General features: G+C 66.3%; 16 protein-coding genes. 7 read left to right on the plus strand and 9 right to left on the minus strand.

Annotated features, from left to right (window positions below):
• Positions 1-16: 16 nt before the first annotated feature.
• Positions 17-187, minus strand: coding sequence for a hypothetical protein (locus tag KH616_RS03705; RefSeq protein WP_292236589.1), 171 nt, complete (start codon positions 185-187; stop codon positions 17-19).
• A gap of 13 nt (positions 188-200) precedes the next feature.
• On the opposite strand from KH616_RS03705, the gene fabV reads away from it, so the two are divergent.
• Positions 201-1,403, plus strand: a complete 1,203-nt coding sequence (gene fabV, locus KH616_RS03710; protein WP_292236592.1) for an enoyl-ACP reductase FabV — start codon at positions 201-203, stop codon at positions 1,401-1,403.
• Positions 1,404-1,537: 134 nt separating this feature from the next.
• Here fabV and KH616_RS03715 read toward each other — a convergent pair whose 3' ends face one another.
• Entirely contained in the window at positions 1,538-2,512 is a 975-nt protein-coding gene (locus tag KH616_RS03715) for a LysR family transcriptional regulator (protein ID WP_292236595.1), read from the minus strand.
• Between the two features lie 102 nt (positions 2,513-2,614).
• Here KH616_RS03715 and KH616_RS03720 point away from each other — a divergent pair, with 102 nt between their 5' ends.
• Positions 2,615-3,850, plus strand: coding sequence for an MFS transporter (locus KH616_RS03720; protein ID WP_292236597.1), 1,236 nt, complete (start codon positions 2,615-2,617; stop codon positions 3,848-3,850).
• An 81-nt stretch (positions 3,851-3,931) separates the two neighbouring features.
• On the opposite strand, the gene KH616_RS03725 is transcribed toward KH616_RS03720, so the two are convergent.
• From KH616_RS03725 to KH616_RS03740, 4 genes are all read right to left on the minus strand, one after another.
• Positions 3,932-4,591, minus strand: coding sequence for a glutathione S-transferase family protein (locus KH616_RS03725; protein WP_292236600.1), 660 nt, complete (start codon positions 4,589-4,591; stop codon positions 3,932-3,934).
• Between the two features lie 110 nt (positions 4,592-4,701).
• A complete protein-coding gene (locus tag KH616_RS03730) occupies positions 4,702-5,772 on the minus strand; it encodes a rhodanese-like domain-containing protein (protein WP_292236633.1) in 1,071 nt (356 codons plus the stop codon).
• Between the two features lie 118 nt (positions 5,773-5,890).
• Positions 5,891-6,544, minus strand: coding sequence for a peroxiredoxin (locus KH616_RS03735; RefSeq protein WP_292236603.1), 654 nt, complete (start codon positions 6,542-6,544; stop codon positions 5,891-5,893).
• A gap of 219 nt (positions 6,545-6,763) precedes the next feature.
• Positions 6,764-6,913, minus strand: coding sequence for a hypothetical protein (locus KH616_RS03740; RefSeq protein WP_292236606.1), 150 nt, complete (start codon positions 6,911-6,913; stop codon positions 6,764-6,766).
• Between the two features lie 306 nt (positions 6,914-7,219).
• Between KH616_RS03740 and KH616_RS03745 the strand changes: the two genes are divergently transcribed.
• The gene (locus KH616_RS03745; protein WP_292236608.1) at positions 7,220-7,465 is read left to right on the plus strand and encodes a hypothetical protein; all 246 of its coding nucleotides are present in this window, start codon (positions 7,220-7,222) and stop codon (positions 7,463-7,465) included.
• 150 nt (positions 7,466-7,615) lie between these two features.
• Positions 7,616-9,676: a hypothetical protein gene (locus KH616_RS03750; RefSeq protein WP_292236611.1), complete on the plus strand. Its 2,061-nt coding sequence runs from the start codon at positions 7,616-7,618 to the stop codon at positions 9,674-9,676.
• 104 nt (positions 9,677-9,780) lie between these two features.
• Here the strand turns inward: KH616_RS03750 and ltaE are convergent, their stop codons facing one another.
• The gene (ltaE, locus tag KH616_RS03755) at positions 9,781-10,794 is read right to left on the minus strand and encodes a low-specificity L-threonine aldolase (RefSeq protein WP_292236613.1); all 1,014 of its coding nucleotides are present in this window, start codon (positions 10,792-10,794) and stop codon (positions 9,781-9,783) included.
• Positions 10,795-11,287: 493 nt separating this feature from the next.
• Here ltaE and KH616_RS03760 point away from each other — a divergent pair, with 493 nt between their 5' ends.
• From KH616_RS03760 to KH616_RS03770, 3 genes are read left to right on the plus strand one after another with little or no spacing between them, the layout of a single operon-like run.
• Entirely contained in the window at positions 11,288-12,700 is a 1,413-nt protein-coding gene (locus tag KH616_RS03760; RefSeq protein WP_292236616.1) for a cytochrome ubiquinol oxidase subunit I, read from the plus strand.
• A 31-nt stretch (positions 12,701-12,731) separates the two neighbouring features.
• Positions 12,732-13,742 carry a cytochrome d ubiquinol oxidase subunit II gene (cydB, locus tag KH616_RS03765; protein ID WP_292236619.1) on the plus strand — a complete coding sequence of 337 codons (1,011 nt, stop codon included), beginning with the start codon at positions 12,732-12,734 and terminating at the stop codon, positions 13,740-13,742.
• A complete protein-coding gene (locus KH616_RS03770) occupies positions 13,711-13,875 on the plus strand; it encodes a hypothetical protein (protein WP_292236622.1) in 165 nt (54 codons plus the stop codon). The genes cydB and KH616_RS03770 overlap by 32 nt, the downstream gene beginning before the upstream one ends.
• A 258-nt stretch (positions 13,876-14,133) precedes the next feature.
• Here the strand turns inward: KH616_RS03770 and KH616_RS03775 are convergent, their stop codons facing one another.
• Together KH616_RS03775 and KH616_RS03780 are read right to left on the minus strand one after the other, a co-directional pair.
• A complete protein-coding gene (locus KH616_RS03775; RefSeq protein WP_292236624.1) occupies positions 14,134-17,904 on the minus strand; it encodes a DUF748 domain-containing protein in 3,771 nt (1,256 codons plus the stop codon).
• A 156-nt stretch (positions 17,905-18,060) separates the two neighbouring features.
• On the minus strand, positions 18,061-18,263 hold a 203-nt coding region (locus KH616_RS03780; RefSeq protein WP_292236627.1), incomplete at its 5' end, for a DUF1214 domain-containing protein.

Here is an 18,263-nt window from a genome sequence, read left to right on the forward strand (position 1 = left end):
CGGGCCGTGAATCGAATCAGGCATTTTTTTCGCCATCCGCCCCGATGACGCGGAAGATCGACCGGCACACGACGCCATCGGCACCGCGCGATGCGCGACGCGCGACGATCGCAAGCGGCACGCGCACCGCCGCATCATTTACAATGCGCGAAATTTTTCGTTTCAAAAGACGTTTTTCGCGTCGCACACAAGGGACTCCCATGATCATCAAACCGCGCGTGCGTGGCTTCATCTGCGTGACCACCCATCCCGACGGCTGTGAAGCCAACGTGAAGGAACAGATCGAATATGTCGCATCGCGCGGCCCGATCGCGAACGGCCCGAAAAAAGTGCTGGTGATCGGCGCGTCGACAGGCTACGGCCTCGCCGCTCGCATCTCTGCCGCGTTCGGATCCGGCGCCGACACGCTCGGCGTGTTCTTCGAGCGCGCCGGCAGCGAATCGAAGCCCGGCACGGCGGGCTGGTACAACAGCGCCGCCTTCGAGAAGGCCGCCACGGCGAAAGGCCTGTATGCGCGCAGCATCAACGGCGACGCGTTCTCCGACGAGGTCAAGCGGATCACGATCGACACGATCAAGCGCGATCTCGGCCAGGTCGATCTGGTCGTGTACAGCCTGGCCGCCCCGCGCCGCACGCATCCGCGCACGGGCGAGGTGATCAGCTCGACGCTGAAGCCGATCGGCAAGACCGTCAGTTTCCGCGGCATCGACACCGACAAGGAAATCGTCCGCGATACCGTGCTCGAACCGGCGACGCAGGAGGAGATCGACAGCACCGTCGCGGTGATGGGCGGCGAAGACTGGCAGATGTGGATCGATGCGCTGCTTGACGCCGGCGTGCTGGCCGACGGCGCGAAGACGACGGCGTTCACCTACCTCGGCGAGCAGATCACGCACGACATCTACTGGAACGGCTCGATCGGCGCGGCGAAGAAGGACCTGGACAAGAAGGTGCTCGAGATCCGCGAAAAGCTGGCCGCAATCGGCGGCGACGCGCGCGTGTCGGTGCTGAAGGCGGTCGTCACGCAGGCAAGCTCGGCGATCCCGATGATGCCGCTCTATCTGTCGCTGCTGTTCAAGGTGATGAAGGAAACCGGCACGCACGAAGGCTGCATCGAGCAGGTCGACGGGCTGTATCGCGACAGCCTGTACGGCGCGCTGCCGCTCATCGACGACGAAGGCCGTCTGCGCGCGGACGGCAAGGAGCTCGATCCGCAGGTGCAGGCGCGCGTCGTGCAGCTGTGGGATCAGGTCACCAACGAGAATCTCTACGAACTGACCGACTTCGCCGGCTACAAGACGGAATTCCTGCGCCTGTTCGGGTTCGAGATCGCCGGCGTGGATTACAACGCCGACGTCAATCCGGACGTGCCGATTCCGAATGTCATTCAGGTCTCCGCCTGAGCGGCGAAAGCCGTGAATGAACGCCTGTCGTGCGTGTCATGGCGCACGGCGGGCCGATGCACGCGCCCACCAGCCCCGCAAACGCCGGCGACGGCTGACACCCGCATCGCAACGCGCCCGGTGCATCGGCACGCCTACATCTCGATCAACTGCGGCACGGCTTCCCGCATCATCGCGGCAAACCGCACCAGCCGCGACGGATAGAACTGCGCATACGGATAGATCAGATAGACCGGCAGCGGCGATGCCTGCCATTGCGGCGCGAGATGCACCAGACGGCGCTGCGCCAGATCGTCCGTCAGCAGCCATGACGAACTGACGCACGCACCCATGCCGAGCAGTGCGGCGCTGCGCAGCGCGTAAAGGTTGTCGGTGCTGATGCGCGGACGAATCGCGATGCGCCGCGTTTCGCCGGTGACGGTGTGAGTGAGCGACAGTTCGTTCCGGTAGTACGTCCGCAACGCGAGCCACGGCAATGCGGCGAGTGCCTCGGGATCGTCGGGCACGTCGGCGCCGCCCAGCACCGACGGCGCCGCCACCACGAAGCGCGGCACCTCCGACAGCCGGACCGCGACAACGCCCGCGTCGTTCGGCTCGCCAACCTGGATCGCGCAATCGATGCCGCTGCCGATGAAGTCGCGCACATCGTCCATCAACAGCCACTCGACCGATACGCGCGGATAGTCGTTCAGGAACCGCGCCAGCGGCCCGACGAAGCGCTCCTGACCGAACGCATGCGGCACGGCGACGCGCAGCAGCCCTTCCGGCTCCTCCTGCGCACCGCGCAGGTCGGCCTCGAACGCCGCCCAGTTCGCCAGCAACTCCTTCGCACGCTTGAAGCAGCGCTCGCCGTCGACGGTCAGCCGCATCGTATGCGTCGTCCGCATCAGCAACCGCACGCCGAGCGAGCGCTCGAGCGCCTGCAGACGCCGGCTGACCGTCGGCTGCGTCGCCCGCATCCGTGCGGCGGCCGCCGACAGGCTCCCCGCCTCGACTATGCGCACGAAGGTTTCCATCAACTGAAAACGGTAACCGGCACCGTCCAGCGCGGCGGCAGAAAGTCGCGAAGGCCCGCCCGCAGCGGACGTGACAAGGTGTTTTTTTGTCATGCGTTCACCGTATAACCCATCTTCGCCGCATGCTACTACCATCGCGGCGACCGTGCCGTCACACTGAGGCCATTGCTTCAATCCACACACAAGGTGCTCATCATGTCCACACCGACGAACCTCGATCCCGCAGCCGGCGCCGCGCACGATCCGGCCATCGGTCAGGCCGCGGCATCGCGGCTCGACGCCCGGCTGGTGCTGCTTCTCGCGGCGGCCGCCGGCTTGGCCGTCGCCCCGCTCTACTACAGCCAGCCGATGCTCGGCGTGCTCGGGCCCGATATCGGCGCGTCGACGCGCACGGTCGGCCTCGTGCCGACGCTCACGCAACTCGGCTATGCACTCGGCATCCTGCTGCTCGCGCCGCTCGGCGACCGCTTCGATCGCCGGCGCGTGATCGTCGTCAAGGCAGCCGCGCTGGTCGGCGCGCTGCTGCTGGCGGCCGGCGCACCCTCGATCGGACTGCTGCTCGCCGCGAGCTTCGCCATCGGCCTGTCCGCGACGATGGCGCAGGATGTCGTGCCGGCCGCGGCGGTGCTCGCGCATGACGCGCATCGCGGCAAGACCGTCGGCACCGTGATGACCGGCCTGCTGCTGGGCATCCTGCTGTCACGGGTCGTGAGCGGCTTTGTCGCCGAGAACCTGGGCTGGCGCGCGATGTTCGTGATCGCGGCCGGCAGCGTCGCGGCGATCGGCGTCGCGGCCGCCCGCGGCCTGCCGCATTTCGCCCCGACGACACGCCTGCCGTATCGCGCACTGATCGGCTCGCTCGGCGGATTGTGGCGCACGCATCCGGCGCTGCGGCGTGCGGCGCTGGCGCAGGGCATGCTGGCGATCGGTTTCAGCGCGTTTTGGTCGACACTGGCCGTGATGCTGCACGGCGCGCCGTTCCATCTCGGCAGCGCCGCCGCGGGCACCTTCGGTCTCGCGGGCGCGGCCGGCGCGCTGGCCGCGCCGGTCGCCGGACGTCTCGCGGATCGTCGCGGGCCGGATCGGGTCGCGCGGCTCGGCATCGGCATCGCGGCCGTGTCGTTCGCGTCCATGGCGTTCGCGCCGTGGTTGTCCGCCCCGGCACAACTGGGCCTGCTCGCGCTCACCACGGTCGGCTTCGATCTGGGCGTGCAGGCGACGCTGATCGCGCATCAGTCGATCGTCTATGCCATCGACCCGGCATCGCGCAGCCGCCTCAACGCGGTGCTGTTCGTCGGCATGTTCATCGGCATGGCAAGCGGCGCCGCGCTCGGCAGCTTGCTGCTCGCGCAATTCGGCTGGATCGCGGTGATCGCGCTGGCCGTCGCCTCGTCGCTCGGCGCGCTCGTCGTGCGGCTCTGGCGCCGTTGAAGCGATGCGCCGGGCAACATGCCCGGCATGCAACGGATAGGCAGGCGTTCGACGCTTGCCTATCCGCCGCCGGCCGGCCCGTCAGTCCCGATCCGGCGCGCCGAGCGGAAACAGCGGACGATACGGTCGCGCCTCGTCGACCGCACGCGCAAACGACGGCCGTGCAAGCAGGCGCTTCCGGTATGCGATCACGTGCTCGAACGACGGATCGATCCGATGCGTCCAGTCCGCGTAGAAAAGAAACGGCGCGGCGGCGCAATCCGCGAGGCTGAACCGGTCGCCCGCGGCCCATTCGCGATTCGCCATCGTCCGGTCGAGCCACGCATAGGACGTTTCAAGCATCCTCCGCGCATCGGCGACGCCACGCGCATCGCGCTCCGCTTCCGGCCGCAGCGCGTCGACCACGATCTTCGCCTGCGGCGTCGCCACATAGTTGTCGAAGAATCGATCCATGAAACGCACCTCGAGCGCCGCACGCGCCTGCGCGGGCAGCAGCGGGGTCGCGCCGGGATGGTACAGGCCGAGATATTCGATGATGATCGTCGATTCGATCACGGTCCGGTCCCCGTCGACGAGGATCGGAAAACGCTTCATCGGCCAGCGCGCGGCCAGTTCCTGCATCGGCTGCGGATCGTCATGCAGCAGCCGGCGATACGTGAACGGCGTGCCGTTTTCATACAGCGCGACCAGCACCTTCTGGCAGTACGACGAGAACGGATGGGCGTAGAGCGTCGGCATCATGGCCTGTCCCCCTTTGAAGAAGCGCCGCGGCCAGCCCTGCCGGCCGATGGATACGACGATGAACGCAACCGATCCGCACCGGCATCCGGCGAACGAACCGCATGCGCCGGCTACTGACGGCCATTCACGACCACGCGCCCTTCCCCGCGCCAGCGCAGCATGCCGCCCCCCAGATTCGCCACCGTGTCGAATCCGGCCTGCCGCAGGATCACGGTCGCCTGCGCGGACCGTCCGCCCGCGCGGCAGACCGTCACGACCGGACGCTCCCGCGCGATCTCGCCCGCGCGGGCCGCCAGTTCACCGAGCGGAATCAGCGTCGCGTCCGGAATATGCCCGAGCGGCCCCGCGAATTCGGCCGGTTCGCGTACGTCGACGATCTGCACCGCGTGCAGATGATCCTCGAGCCATTGCGGGTCGATCTCCCAGAAGCCGGCGAACGTGTACACGAGCGGCGCCCAGTCCGGCTCGGCCTGCTCGTCGGGCGCGCGGGCCGCGACGCCGCATTTCAGGTTCGCCGGCACCGCGACGTCGATCTGGCGCGGATGCGGCAAGCGCAGGTTCATCATGTAGCCCGCGAAATCGTCCTCGCTGAGATCCCCGCCCAGGCGCGGATTGAAGCGGCGCTCTTCGCCCACGCTCGTCACGCTCAATCCGCGATAATCGTGCGCCGGGTAGAGCAGACAGCTTTCCGGCAGCGTGAAAATCCGCCCGTGCACCGACCGGTACATCGCGTGCGGATCGCCCTGCTGGAAATCGGTGCGGCCGGTGCCGCGAATCAGCAGGCAATCACCGGTGAACGCCATCGATTCGTCGTCGAGCACCAGGCTGATGCAGCCGTTCGTATGCCCGGGCGTCGCGCGCACGGTCAGGTAGCGTGCGCCGAACGCGCACAGGTCGCCGTCGCGCAGATAGCGGTCCGCCCCCTCCGCGCCGCTCGCCGCGGACAACGCGATCTGGCTGCCCGTGCGCTGCTTGAGCAGCCACGCGCCCGTCACATGATCGGCATGAACATGGGTATCGATCGTCATCACAAGCCGCAGGCCGAGTTCCTCGATCAGTGCCGCATCGCGGCGCACCTGCTCGAAGACCGGATCGATCAGCACCGCCTCCCGGGACGCACGGTCGGCCAGCAGGTACGTGTAGGTGGATGACTGCTGGTCGAAGAGTTGCCGGAAGATCACCACGATGTCGCTCCGTCGTCTGTACCCGCCCACGGCGCGACTCACGCCGCCGCGCCGGCCGTCCCCGCACACCGTCCTGGCGATGCGCCGGGACGCGCGCGCGGCCCGGCGCATCGCGTCAACGCGGTTGCGTCACATATCGCAGATACGGCTTCAAGGTCTTGAAACCCTGCGGATACTTCTTCTTCGCATCGTCGTCCGACACCGAGGTCGGAATGATGACGTCCTCGCCGGGCTTCCAGTTCACCGGCGTCGCGACCGTATGCTTCGCGTTCAGTTGCAGCGAATCGAGCAGGCGCAGCACTTCGTCGAAGTTGCGGCCTGCGCTCATCGGGTACACCAGCATCGCCTTGACCTTCTTGTCCGGCCCGACGATGAACACCGAGCGCACGGTCGCGTTGTCGACCGCGGTGCGCGCCCCGCCGCTCGCGTTCGGATGGATCATGTCGTACAGCTTCGCGACCGTCAGATCCGCGTCGCCGATCAGCGGATAGTTGATCGCATGCCCCTGCGTCTCCTCGATGTCCTTCACCCAGCGCTGGTGATCGCTGACCGGGTCGACGGAGAGCCCGATGATCTTCGTGCCGCGCTTGTCGAATTCCGGCTTGAGCCCGGCCATGTAGCCCAGCTCGGTCGTGCACACCGGCGTGAAATCCTTCGGATGAGAGAACAGGATCGCCCACTGGTCGCCGATCCATTCGTGAAAGCGGATCGTGCCTTCAGTGGTTTCGGCGGTGAAATCGGGCGCTTCTTCTCCGAGTCGAATCGACATTTTCGTCCTCCATGAAGTGATGCATCCTGGCGCCCGCGCCGCGGTCGGCGCGGCAGCGCCGCGATTCGTCGAACGTTCGTCCGGCGAAGCGCGTCTCGCACGCCGGCCACCCGGCGCAGACGCGCTGCCGGTTTGCGCAGCCGCCCGTGCGGTGCGCGATCGTCCCGGCGCGGCATGCAGGCCGACACTGCCGCATCCCGCGCGCGTTTATAGCGTAGGTCAAAAAGCGTGCGCCACGGGCGGCCGCGCCGCCGGCTTGCGCCGGATCCGGCTCGCCGCGCAGCGCGCGGTCTGCCGCGTCCGCATCGCCATGTCCGCCTCGATCACGCCTGAAACGTTTTTCCCGCGTTTTTCACGCAACGCGGTCAATCCGGACGAAATTCCCCCGTCAAATCATGGTGTTGCGATGGCTGGCACATTACTCGCGTGCATCGGATCACCGATTCGCACACGCGCGATGCCGGGATGCAGGATCCGCCGCGGCCCTCGACGCCAGGCGACAGCAGTGCCGCTGACGCCACGCGCGGCCGGGTTGCCGGCCGGCACAGGAGATCCATTTCGTCGAACCCGAAGAATCCAGCGGCTGAGGTCCGGCATCACGCGCGGAACGAGCCACCGGATGGACAGTCGTTTTTGCATCGTATCGAACTACGCCAGCCCCTTCAGGAGGACACCATGAAAACCCGGAGCAAGAATGGGTCGTTACGTTTATGGCGCGCGGCGCTGACCTGCCTGTGCGCAGGACTCGTCGTGGCCGCCGCGCTGGATTCCCCGACGGCCGACGCTGCCCGAAAAGGCCGGCCCGGTCACGACTCGCTGCCGTCGAAAGGGAACATAGCGGCCAAGTTCCCGACGCTGCCGACCGGCCCGCATCCCAGTGAGGCAAAGAGCTCGCAGAAGATCACCAAGCAACAGCTGTAAGCACGGCGCTTACTTCATTGTCGGGGGAAACATCCAGTCAACGATCACCGATGCGTGAGGTTTGCCATGAGTGCAATGCGAACATCATCCCGTTTTCCCGGGTTATTGGCGCGAAGCCTGGCTGCCGCAGGACTTTGCGCCGCCGCCAATGTGAGCCAGGCGGTCCCGGCCGATGCCCAGATCGACCTGAAGATCCTGGTGCTCGCCAGCCAGCAGGCCGGCAACAGTCCCGAATTGCAGGCGACGCAGACGATTCTCGATCGTCTCGGCGTCCCCTATACGATCTACAGTTACGACACGAACAATCCGACGCTGCCGGCGCTCGAAACGGGCAACCATGCGAAGTACCAGGGCATCATCATGCCGATCAGCGACGCGCGGTACATGAACCCGTTCTCCGGCGGCGCGCTCGCGACGGCCCTCGCGCGCTACCAGTTCAAGTACAACACGCGGCTGGCGAGCATGTACACGTGGCCGGGCGACACGGGCTGCATGCAGTACGTCGGCTACCGCGATACCACGTCGACCGCGCTCAACACGACGTTGACGGCAACCGGCAAGACGCTGTTCCCGTACGTGAACGCCGGCACGAGCACCGGCAACCCGCTGCCGGTGCAGAATGCGTGGACGTACTTCATGTCGCCCGCGAGCCCGCTGCCGGCCGGCACGACCGTGACGTCGCAGATCCAGGGCAAGGGCACGAACAACGTCACCTATTCGGTGGCCGCGACCTGCCTGTTCGCCAACTCGACGCCCGTGTCGGGCGACAGCACGTCGCGCGAGATCATGGCGGTCTCGTTCGACAACAACCCGTTCCTGCTCCACTCGATGATCCTGTCTTACGGCATCGTCAACTGGGTCACGCGCGGGCTGTTCGTCGGCAACCGGCACGTGTATCTGGATCCGCAGGTCGACGATGTCGGCATCCCCGACGAGATCTACCCGTATGCGCTGTACATCGATGCGAACGGCAACGACGTGTGGTACGACGTCAGGACGAATGCCGCGACCAACACGAACCCGCCGGGGCAATGCCCGCTCGGCGGCGTGTCGTCCAGCACCGGCCTCACGGCGTGCGAATACCGGATCAACGGCGCCGAGTTCGACACCGCGATGAACTGGCAGGACGGCGTCAATTCCGGCACCGCGAACGCAGGCGCGCTGAAATTCTCGCTGGCCTTCAACGGTGCGGGATTCGGCACGGACTACGGCGGCCTCGGCGACTATCCGCCGACCGGCACGGACTCGCTGTCCACCGAGGTCAACGCGAACGAGTTCGAGTTCAAGTGGATCACGCACACCTACGACCACCTTCTGCTTGAACCGACCGCGACGACCACGGTCACGTCCAGCCAGGTCACGTCCGAGCTGAAGAACAATCATGCCGTGGCCCAGAGTTTCGGCTTCGAGAAATACGCGAAGAGCGTCATCGTGACGCCGGAGATCTCCGGTCTTTACTATGCGCCGACGCTGAGCGCCCTGCAGTCGTTCGGCATCAACGTTCTCGTATCCGATTCGTCGAAGCCGACGCCGCCGGTCGGCACGGCGGGATGCCCGCGGACCAACAACGGCGTCAACTGGCCGCTGCCCCCGTTCAATGCCGGCAAGTTCAACTGCGTGAACCAGAGCATCTTCGAGATTCCGCGTTACGCGACCGCACTGTTCTACAACGTGTCCCAACCGCAGGAATGGGTCAACGAATACAACTATTTCTACGGTGCGAACGGGATCGATCCGACGCGGTGGGGCACCGACAAGACCTACACGCAAGTGCTGGGCCACGTGTCCGACACGCTGGTGTCCTACCTGCTCACGTACGACATCCGGCCGCTGATGTTCCACCAGTCGAACCTGCGCGTATACAGCGGGACGAACTCCCTGCTGAGCGACCTGCTGAACGCGGTGCTCACGAAGTACAACAAGTACTACAAGAGCCTGCCGATCCGCAGTCCGCAACTGTCCGACATCGGGACGCTCGGCAAGCAGCGGCTCGTGTTCAACACGTCGAACGTGGCGGCGACGCTCGTGCCGGGCAAGTCGATCACGGTCAGCGGATCGCGGACCGACGGACAATCCGTCGTGGTGCCGGTGACGGGGGTGACGTTCGGCACGTCGACCGAGACGTACGGCGGCCAGAGCATCTCCAACATCACGCTGCTTCCCGCCACCGCGTACACGACGCAAATCACGCCAGCGCCGGCATGGCAGTAATGTGCCGGCAGGCATGACCGCGCTACGGAGGCGCAAGTTGAAAACGCCCGCCGAAAGGTGGGCGTTCTTTTATGGTGCGGCCGGCGGCGCGCCGAGCGAACGCGTTACGCGCGCCGCTGCGCGAAATACGCGCCGACCGCGTCGACGAACGTGTCGATGTCACGGCGCGACACGTCGCAATGCGTGACGAAGCGCGACGCGTAGAGCATCTGCGTGAGGATGCCGCGCGCGCGAAGCCACGCCTCGAGCGGCGCGCAATCGTCCTCGGGGAATTGCGCGAACACCATGTTCGTCGCGTGCGACATCACCTTGACCGGCTCGATGCGCGCCAGCCCTTCGGCGAGATGCGCGGCGTTCGCGTGATCTTCCGCCAACCGCTCGACGTTGTGCTCGAGCGCATACAGGCACGCGGCCGCGAGCACGCCCGCCTGCCGCATCCCGCCGCCGAGCACCTTGCGCCAGCGGTGCGCGCGCTCGATCAGCGGACGGCTGCCGACCAGCACCGAGCCGACCGGCGCGCCGAGTCCCTTCGAAAAGCAGATCGAGATCGTGTCGAACGGCGCACACAGCTCGGCGAGCGTGCAGTGCGATGCGACCGCCGCATTGCACACGCGCGCCCCGTCGAGATGCGCGGCCAGGCCGCGGCTGCGCGCGAACGCGACGGCCTCGTGGACATAGCCTTCCGGCAGCACGCGGCCGCCGATCGTGTTCTCGAGCGCGAACAGCCGCGTGCGGGCGAAATGGTCGTCGACCGGCTTGATCGCGGCGGCGACCTTGTCGAGCGGCAGCGTGCCGTCGGGCGCGTTCTCGATCGGCTGCGGCTGAATGCTGCCGAGCACCGCCGCGCCGCCGCCTTCATATTTGTACGTGTGCGCGAGCTGGCCGACGATGTATTCGTCGCCGCGCTCGCAATGCGCCATCAGCGCTGCCAGATTGCTCTGCGTGCCGCTTGGAAAGAACAGGCCGGCTTCCTTGCCCGCGCGCTCGGCCACGGCCGCCTGCAGGCGCAGCACGGTCGGGTCGTCGCCCCACACGTCGTCGCCGACTTCTGCGGCGGTCATCGCGGCCAGCATGGCCTGGCTCGGACGCGTTACGGTATCGCTGCGTAGATCGATCATCGGTCATCCCAGAGTGAACGCGGGCCGGAACAGGCCCCGCCGAAACGAGAGTCCGAGTGTACGCAATTCGACCGGGATTTGCCGCCCGACAGCCCGGCGCCTGCCGGCGTCGCGCGAAGCATCGCCGATGCGCATCGGCGGAATGCGTCGCGGACGAGAAACACGGCACCGGAACCTCGCCCGATCGCTCGGCCAGACGAAAATTCATATCAGTCCTACTTATGTAACCGCACTCGGACAGATGCCGCGCGCCATATTGCCGCACGCGCGACAGCCCGCCACGATGGCCGCGCGTAGACGCGTCACGCAATCTTGATACGAATCAATCATTTAACCCGGGTTTTTGACGTATGTACTGGACAATATGCGACGAGTTGGCGCATGTCGCCGTGTAATACGCGGATACATACTCCGGCCAACTCCTGCGGCCGGGCGGCGGCGGGGGTCCGCCGGCAGCTCCGCCGGCGGGTATCTACCGCATCGGTCAACTGGAATGGATACTGCTTTCACGGCCCTCGATCTGGCCCGCCTGCAATTCGCCTTCACCGTCTCCTTTCATATCGTCTTCCCCGCGCTCAGCATCGGCCTCGCGAGCTTCATCGCCGTGCTCGAATACTGCTGGCTCAAGACCGGCCAGACGTTCTACAAGACTCTCTGCGTCTTCTGGTCGAAGATCTTCGCCGTCGCGTTCGGGATGGGCGTCGTCTCCGGCGTCGTGATGAGCTATCAGTTCGGCACGAACTGGTCCGGCTTCTCCACCTTCGCCGGCGCGGTGACCGGGCCGCTGCTGATGTACGAAGTGATGACGGCGTTCTTCCTCGAAGCCGGCTTTCTCGGCATCATGCTGTTCGGCTGGCACCGCGTCAGCCCGCGCGCGCACTTCGGCGCGACGCTGATGGTCGCGATCGGCACGCTGATCTCGACGTTCTGGATTCTCGCGTCGAATAGCTGGATGCAGACGCCGCAGGGCTTCGAGATCGTCGACGGCCGCGTCATGCCGACCGACTGGCTCGCGATCGTCTTCAATCCGTCGTTCCCGTACCGCCTCGCGCACATGGCGATCGCGGCGTTCGTCGTCGCCGCGCTCGTGGTCGCCGCGACGGCCGCGTGGCATCTGCTGAAGGGCCGCCGCGACGCCGCCGTGAAGAAGATGTTCTCGATGGCGCTGTGGCTCCTGTTGCTGCTCGCGCCGGTGCAGGCGCTGGTCGGCGACCAGCACGGCATCAATACGCTCAGGCACCAGCCGGCGAAGATCGCCGCGATCGAGGGCCTGTGGGAAACCGAAACGGGCGGCACCGCGCTGAACCTGTTCGGCATCCCCGACATGCAGGCGGAAACGACCCGCTACGCGGTGCAGATTCCGCACCTCGCCAGCCTGATCCTCACGCACAGCTGGGACGGCCAGATCCGCGGCCTGAAGGAATTCCCGCCCGAAGACCGCCCGAATTCGACGCTCGTGTTCTGGAGCTTCCGGATCATGGTGGGCCTCGGCCTCGCGATGATCGCGCTCGCCGTGCTCGCCTGGCTGATGCGCCGCGGCGGCCGCCTGTACGAATCGAAGTGCTTCCAGCGCTTCGTGCTCGTGATGGGGCCGACCGGCTTCGTCTCGCTGCTCGCCGGCTGGATCACGACGGAAGCGGGACGCCAGCCGTGGGTCGTCTACGGCGTGCTGCGCACCGCGCATGCCGCGTCGCCGCTGAGCACGCAGCAGGTCGGCATCTCGCTGATGGCATTCGTTGTCGTGTACTTCCTCGTGTTCGGCACCGGCCTCTACTACATGCTCAAGCTGATGAAGGCGGGCCCCGCCCTGCCCGGCGCCGGGCCTGACGATCCGCACGGCCACCACGCCGGCGGCACCGCGCGCCGTCCGCTGTCGGCCGCGAACGAATCGACCGGGACGGTCTGAACGCCCACCGCAATCGCTAACGAGGAAACTTATGGACGTCACTGTAGTCTGGGCCGCCATCATCGCATTGGGGCTCTTCATGTACGTCGTGCTGGACGGCTTCGACCTCGGCATCGGCATCCTCTTCCCGTTCTTTCCTGACGAGAAGGAACGCGACCTGATGATGAATACGGTCGCGCCGGTCTGGGACGGCAACGAAACCTGGCTCGTGCTGGGCGGCGCCGGTCTGTTCGCGGTCTTTCCGGTCGTCTATTCGGTCGTGCTGTCCGCGCTGTACCTGCCGCTCGTCTTCATGCTGATCTTCCTGATCTTCCGCGGCGTGTCGTTCGAGATCCGCGCGAAGGCGCGGCGCACCAAGCCGCTGTGGGACATCGCATTCGTCGGCGGTTCCGCCGGCGCGACGTTCTGCCAGGGCATCGCGCTCGGCGCGTACCTGCAGGGCATCGAAGTGAAAAATGGCGTCTATGCCGGCGGCGCCTTCGACTGGCTTTCGCCGTTTACGATGCTGACCGGACTCGGCCTCGTCGTGACCTACGCACTGCTCGGCTGCTGCTGGCTCGTCGCGAAGACCGACGGCGACCTGCAGCGCCGCCTGCAACGCGTCGTGTGGCCGCTGACCGTCGTGCTGCTCGGCTTCATGGCCGTCGTCAGCCTGTGGACGCCCCTGCAGGATCCGCAGATCGCCGCGCGCTGGTTCGATTCCGACGTGTTCGCGCATCTGGTGCCGATGCCGTTCCTCGTCGCCGCGTGCTCGGCGTACATGTATCGTGCCGCACGCAACCGGCATGACCGGACGCCGTTCATGCTGGCGCTGATGCTCGTGCTGCTCGGCTATGCCGGCCTGCTCGTCAGCGTGTTCCCGTATGCGATTCCCAGGTCGATGACGATCTGGGACGCCGCCGCGCCCCGCGTGAGCCAGATCTTCACTTTGGTCGGCGCAGCGGTTATTCTCCCCATCATCATCGGCTATACGACGATGGGCTACTGGGTATTCCGAGGCAAAATTCGTCATGAAGACCAGCACTACTACCACCACCACTGATCAAAAGGCCACACCGCGCAAACACGGCTGGCTGTGGTTCATCCTGCTGTGGGCGGTCGGCGTCATGGGCGCCGTCACCATCGGCTATGCGTTCAAGATCCTCCTGAAACTGACGCTGCTGGCAGCGAAATGACCTGACGAAGCGGGTTCGGCCGCCATCGCGGCGCCGCTTCGATTGCCGGGCCGGCCCGGCCCGGCCCTTCGCAGGACGTCGCACACGGGCCGTTCCCCGCTCGCAAGAAAACGAAAAAACGCATACCGGATCGTCCGGTATGCGTTTTTTTGTCAGATGAACGTGCGATGCGGGACACCGCACGGAAGAAGCCCGACAAGCGCGAGGCCGTGCCGGCCGCGCGCCGCCGCGCCAATGGCGGCGGCGACGCGCGGCGGATTACTTCAGCCCGAAATCGACGCGCGTGGTCGCGCCCTTGTCCTCGATGCCCTTCGCATCGAGTTTCGGCGCGACGACGAACATGCGGCTCGCGTCGATCTTGCCTTCGAGATACTGACGCACCGACTGTGCGCGATCCAGCGCGAGCGTGCGCAGGCTGCCGTCATCGACCGGCGCGTGGTCGGCGATCGCCTGCTTCATGTCGTCATCCGGCAGCGTCTTCTGCAGGCCGATCATGTTGCGCGGCTTCTTGAAATCGGCGGCCTTGTACGCGCGCGTCAGATACTTCTGGTACTCGGCCGGCTCGACCTTCACCGACCGCGTATCGACGCTCTCGCCCTGCCCGACGACGTCCTTGAGCTTCTGCTGGCGGACGAGCCGCTCGACATATTCTGCCCGCAGGCCCGGCAGATCCTTGTCCGGATCCACGCGGCCGATCATGTCGAGACGGATCGACGGCTTCGCGTCGAGCATCTTCACGACCGTGTCGAGCTTCTTCTGCGAGGCGTCAGTCAGTTCCGACGAGCCCGGCGCGAACTCGACGTAGCCGAGTTCCTCGCCGCCGCTGCCGAACGCGTGCGCGAGCAGCGTGAACGGCGACGTGACCGCCTTCGCGACCAGATTGAGCACCGCGCGCCAGATCAGGCCGCCGATGCTGAACTCCGGATTCGACAGCGAGCCCGACACCGGAATGCTGACGTCGATCTCGCCGCGCGAGTTCTTCAGCAGCGAGATCGCGAGCTTGACCGGCAGCCGGGTCGCCGTGTCGTTCTCGACATGGTCGCCGAACGTCAGCTGGTCGATGAAGATGTGGTTGTTCGCCGACAGCTGGTCGTTCGCGAGCTGATAGTGCAGATCGACGTTCAGCTTGCCCTTCGTGATCGGGTAGCCCGCGTACTTCGCCGAATACGGCGTCAGGTTGGTCAGCTCGATGTCGTGCGCGCTCGCGGTGAGGTCGAGCGCCGGCTTCTCGATCAGCGGATTGACCGTGCCCTTGATCGCGATCGGCCCGTTGCCCGCCAGGTTCGCCGTGACGTCGACCGGCGCGGACGTTGCCGATTCCGTGCCGAACGCGCCGACCGTGCCCTTGATCGCGACAAGGTTCGCCGTGTAGTTCGGCTTGATGAAGTTGTCGGTGTAGTTCACCCGGCCGTTTTGCAGCACCAGCTGGCCGAAGCGCATCCGCACCGGATTCTGCGGCGGCGTCGCCGCCTTGACGACTGCGGTCGCCGACGCCGCGGCGACCGCGCTCGCCGGAGCCGCCTGTGCGACCGCCGCGGCCGACGCGCCCTGCGGCGACAGCGGCACCGGCTCGCCCTTGCTCGCATCGCGCGTCAGCGACTGAGCCTGCCCGGTCTCCTTCGCGACGATGTCCTTCAGGTTCAGGCGACCTTGCGCATCGAGCAGCACGCGCCCGTAGAAATTCGAGAACGTCACGCGCGCGGCGTCGACGTCGGTGCCGTGCTCGTCGTAGTTCGCCTTCAGGCCGGATAGCGCAAGCGAGCGCCATCCCGCGAACGGATCGGACGTCGCCTTGTCGAGCATCCGTACGTCGACGAGCGCCGCATCGCCGCGATACGACGCGCGGATCGTGTCCTTCGCCTGCGCGAACGTCAGGTTGCCCTGCGCATTCAACAGCGCGCTTGCGACCGTCGCATTCAGCACGCTGCCGAAATACGGCTCGAACGCGGCCGCATCGAGACGATTGCCGTTGATCTTCAGGCCGAGCCTGAGCGGCTGCGCGGTGACGTCGCCCGACACGTTCAGCGAACCCTTGCGGTTCAGCGTCGCCTGGAGCTGAACCGGCAGCGGCTTCGTCAGATCGTCGCTGATCTTCTGCACGTTCAGCTGCAGCGGCTTGATCGCCAGCTTCACCGCACGCGGCGTCGACAGGTCGGTGTAGTTGGCAGCCGCATCCTTCACGTTCAGCGCATCGATCTGGTAATGCCACGACGGCGCGGCGGCCGGTGCGCGATGCGCGGTCTGCCGCGCGGCCGCCGGCTGCGATCCGCCGGCGAGTGCCGCCAGGTCGATCGTGCCGTTCTTCAGACGCTTCACGTCGAGCGCGAGCCCGTTCACATCGACGCTGACGATCTGCGCCGTGCGCGCAGCCAGATCGACCTTCGCCACCTTCGCCTGCGCGTCGGGCAGGACGATTGCGGGCGCTTTTGCATCGGGTGCCGCGATCTTCAGCGACTTCAGGCTGACTTCGCTGTCGGCGACCTGTACGTCGAGCGGCGTCTTCGACCAGTCGGCCTTCACGTTGAGCACCGTGCCGAGCTTGCCGTCGAGCACGCGTGCGCGCGTCGCTTCGACCAGATACGGTTGCAGCGCCGGCAGCGCGAACGCGTCGATCGTCAGCTTCGTATCGGCCTGCATCGCGGCGAGACTGAACGTGCCTTCCGCCTTCACGTCGCCGCCCTGCGACATCACCGTCGACACCGCATATTTCGCCGGCGTCCTGCCTTGCATCGTGAAGCCGTCGAGCGTCGTCGTCACGCGCGTCAGCGATGTCGTGGCCGGCACCGCCAGCGCGCGGTCGTCGAAATTGATCGTGCCGTCGGCGATCGCGAAATGCCGGATCGTCAGGTCAAGCGGTTCAGCCTTCGCTTTCGCGGCAGGGCGGGCGGAGGCGGGCGCGGAGGCGGCTGACGTGGACGCAGCCGATGCGGAAGCCGCCGCCGTGGATACGGTCGATGCATCCGCAGGCGGCGCAGCCAGCTTCATGACGTTCAGCACGCCCTGGCGGTCGCGCGCGAGATCGACGACCGGCCGGTCGAGACGGATCTCGTCGACATGCAGCACATTGCGCAGCGGCTGCAAGTCGGCCGCCGCGACGTGCACACCACGCGCGGCGAACAGCGGCTCGGACGACGCGCTCGTCACCTTCGCATCGTTCAGGTCGACGGTGCCGGACACGCGCAGCGTCGGCGTCGCGCCGCTCATGACGAAGTTGAGTTTCAGATGGCTGCTGAGCAGGCCGCTCGGCACCGCGACCGGCAGCCTGGCCGGCACGTACGACATCAGCCGCGGCACATCGAGCCGGTCGAACGTCAGTTCGACCTCCGACTCGCGCGACTTCGCGAACGGCTTCGACTTGCCGTCGAGCGCAATCGGGCTGCCGTCGAAACGGGCGCGCAGCTTCGGCTCGACGAAGATGTCGATCTTCGACGGCAGCGTGGCGATGTACGGAATCCCGAGCGTCCAGTTGTCGACAACGTGCTTCTCGTTCAGCAGGCGATCGTCGAAGTCGATCCGGCCGTCGTTGATCTGGATGTTTGCCAGCGCAAAATGCGTCGGCTTGCTCTCGGGCTTCGACGGCGTCGAGAATTTCTCGATCAGGTCGGTGAAGTTGAAGCGCTGCGCATCGTATCGAACGATGTGAAAGCGCGGCGCATCGATGCGGATCTCGCTGACGATCGGCGCGGCGCGAAACAGCGACGTCCACGACGGCCGCACGGTCAGCTTGCCGATGTCGACGAAGTCGCCCTGCCCGCCGCGTTCGCCGAGATGAATGTCGTCGGCCTCGAAGTTGAGGGTGTAGGGATTCAGCGCAATGCGCCGGATAGTCGCCGGGCGGTCGAGCTGCTGGCTCATCTGCTGTTCGGCGATGTGCCGGATCAGCGGCGGCGCAGCGAAGAACCCCAGCAATCCGAATAAAACGAGAAAAATCAGCACGCCCAGGCCGATGCGTTTCGTGCGTCGCGCGCGCGCGACGTCGCCGAGGGTGTGGAGCGTCGTGGATACGGTTTCTTTGTTCGGGCTTGCCATGCTGAATTGCCTTCGATGCGGCGGTCAGTATGTAGGGGGATCACGTCGGTCCGACCGGCTATCCCGAAAGTATAGGCTGACGGAATGGCCGGACGCACGCAGGGGCCGGGCCGCCGCGCCCTTCGAACAGGCGCGGCGGTCCGCTTATCAGGCGGTCTATTGCCGGACGACGACGGGCGGCATCCATGCACCGTCGGTCGCCTGCGGCTTCGGCGCGTACAGGCGCAGCGCGAGCGCGAAATCCGTGCGCGGCGCCGGCAGCCAGTTCGACGCGGTCCCGCCGCCCGGCGACACCGCCGACACGACGATGTCGACGGAGCCATCGCGATTGCGGCGCAGCCGGTCGCGATCGCCGAGCA

Origin of the sequence: Burkholderia sp. (assembly GCF_018375725.1) — a bacterium.
Taxonomy (GTDB): Bacteria; Pseudomonadota; Gammaproteobacteria; order Burkholderiales; family Burkholderiaceae; genus Burkholderia.

Coding starts and splice junctions, on each gene's coding strand:
- cydB (WP_292236619.1), top strand. CDS start 12,732: ATGGACGTCACTGTAGTCTGGGCCGCCATCATCGCATTGGGGCTCTTC.
- KH616_RS03770 (WP_292236622.1), top strand. CDS start 13,711: ATGAAGACCAGCACTACTACCACCACCACTGATCAAAAGGCCACACCG.
- fabV (WP_292236592.1), top strand. CDS start 201: ATGATCATCAAACCGCGCGTGCGTGGCTTCATCTGCGTGACCACCCAT.
- KH616_RS03725 (WP_292236600.1), bottom strand. CDS start 4,591: ATGATGCCGACGCTCTACGCCCATCCGTTCTCGTCGTACTGCCAGAAG.
- KH616_RS03720 (WP_292236597.1), top strand. CDS start 2,615: ATGTCCACACCGACGAACCTCGATCCCGCAGCCGGCGCCGCGCACGAT.
- KH616_RS03715 (WP_292236595.1), bottom strand. CDS start 2,512: ATGACAAAAAAACACCTTGTCACGTCCGCTGCGGGCGGGCCTTCGCGA.
- KH616_RS03775 (WP_292236624.1), bottom strand. CDS start 17,904: ATGGCAAGCCCGAACAAAGAAACCGTATCCACGACGCTCCACACCCTC.
- KH616_RS03745 (WP_292236608.1), top strand. CDS start 7,220: ATGAAAACCCGGAGCAAGAATGGGTCGTTACGTTTATGGCGCGCGGCG.
- KH616_RS03735 (WP_292236603.1), bottom strand. CDS start 6,544: ATGTCGATTCGACTCGGAGAAGAAGCGCCCGATTTCACCGCCGAAACC.
- KH616_RS03760 (WP_292236616.1), top strand. CDS start 11,288: ATGGATACTGCTTTCACGGCCCTCGATCTGGCCCGCCTGCAATTCGCC.
- ltaE (WP_292236613.1), bottom strand. CDS start 10,794: ATGATCGATCTACGCAGCGATACCGTAACGCGTCCGAGCCAGGCCATG.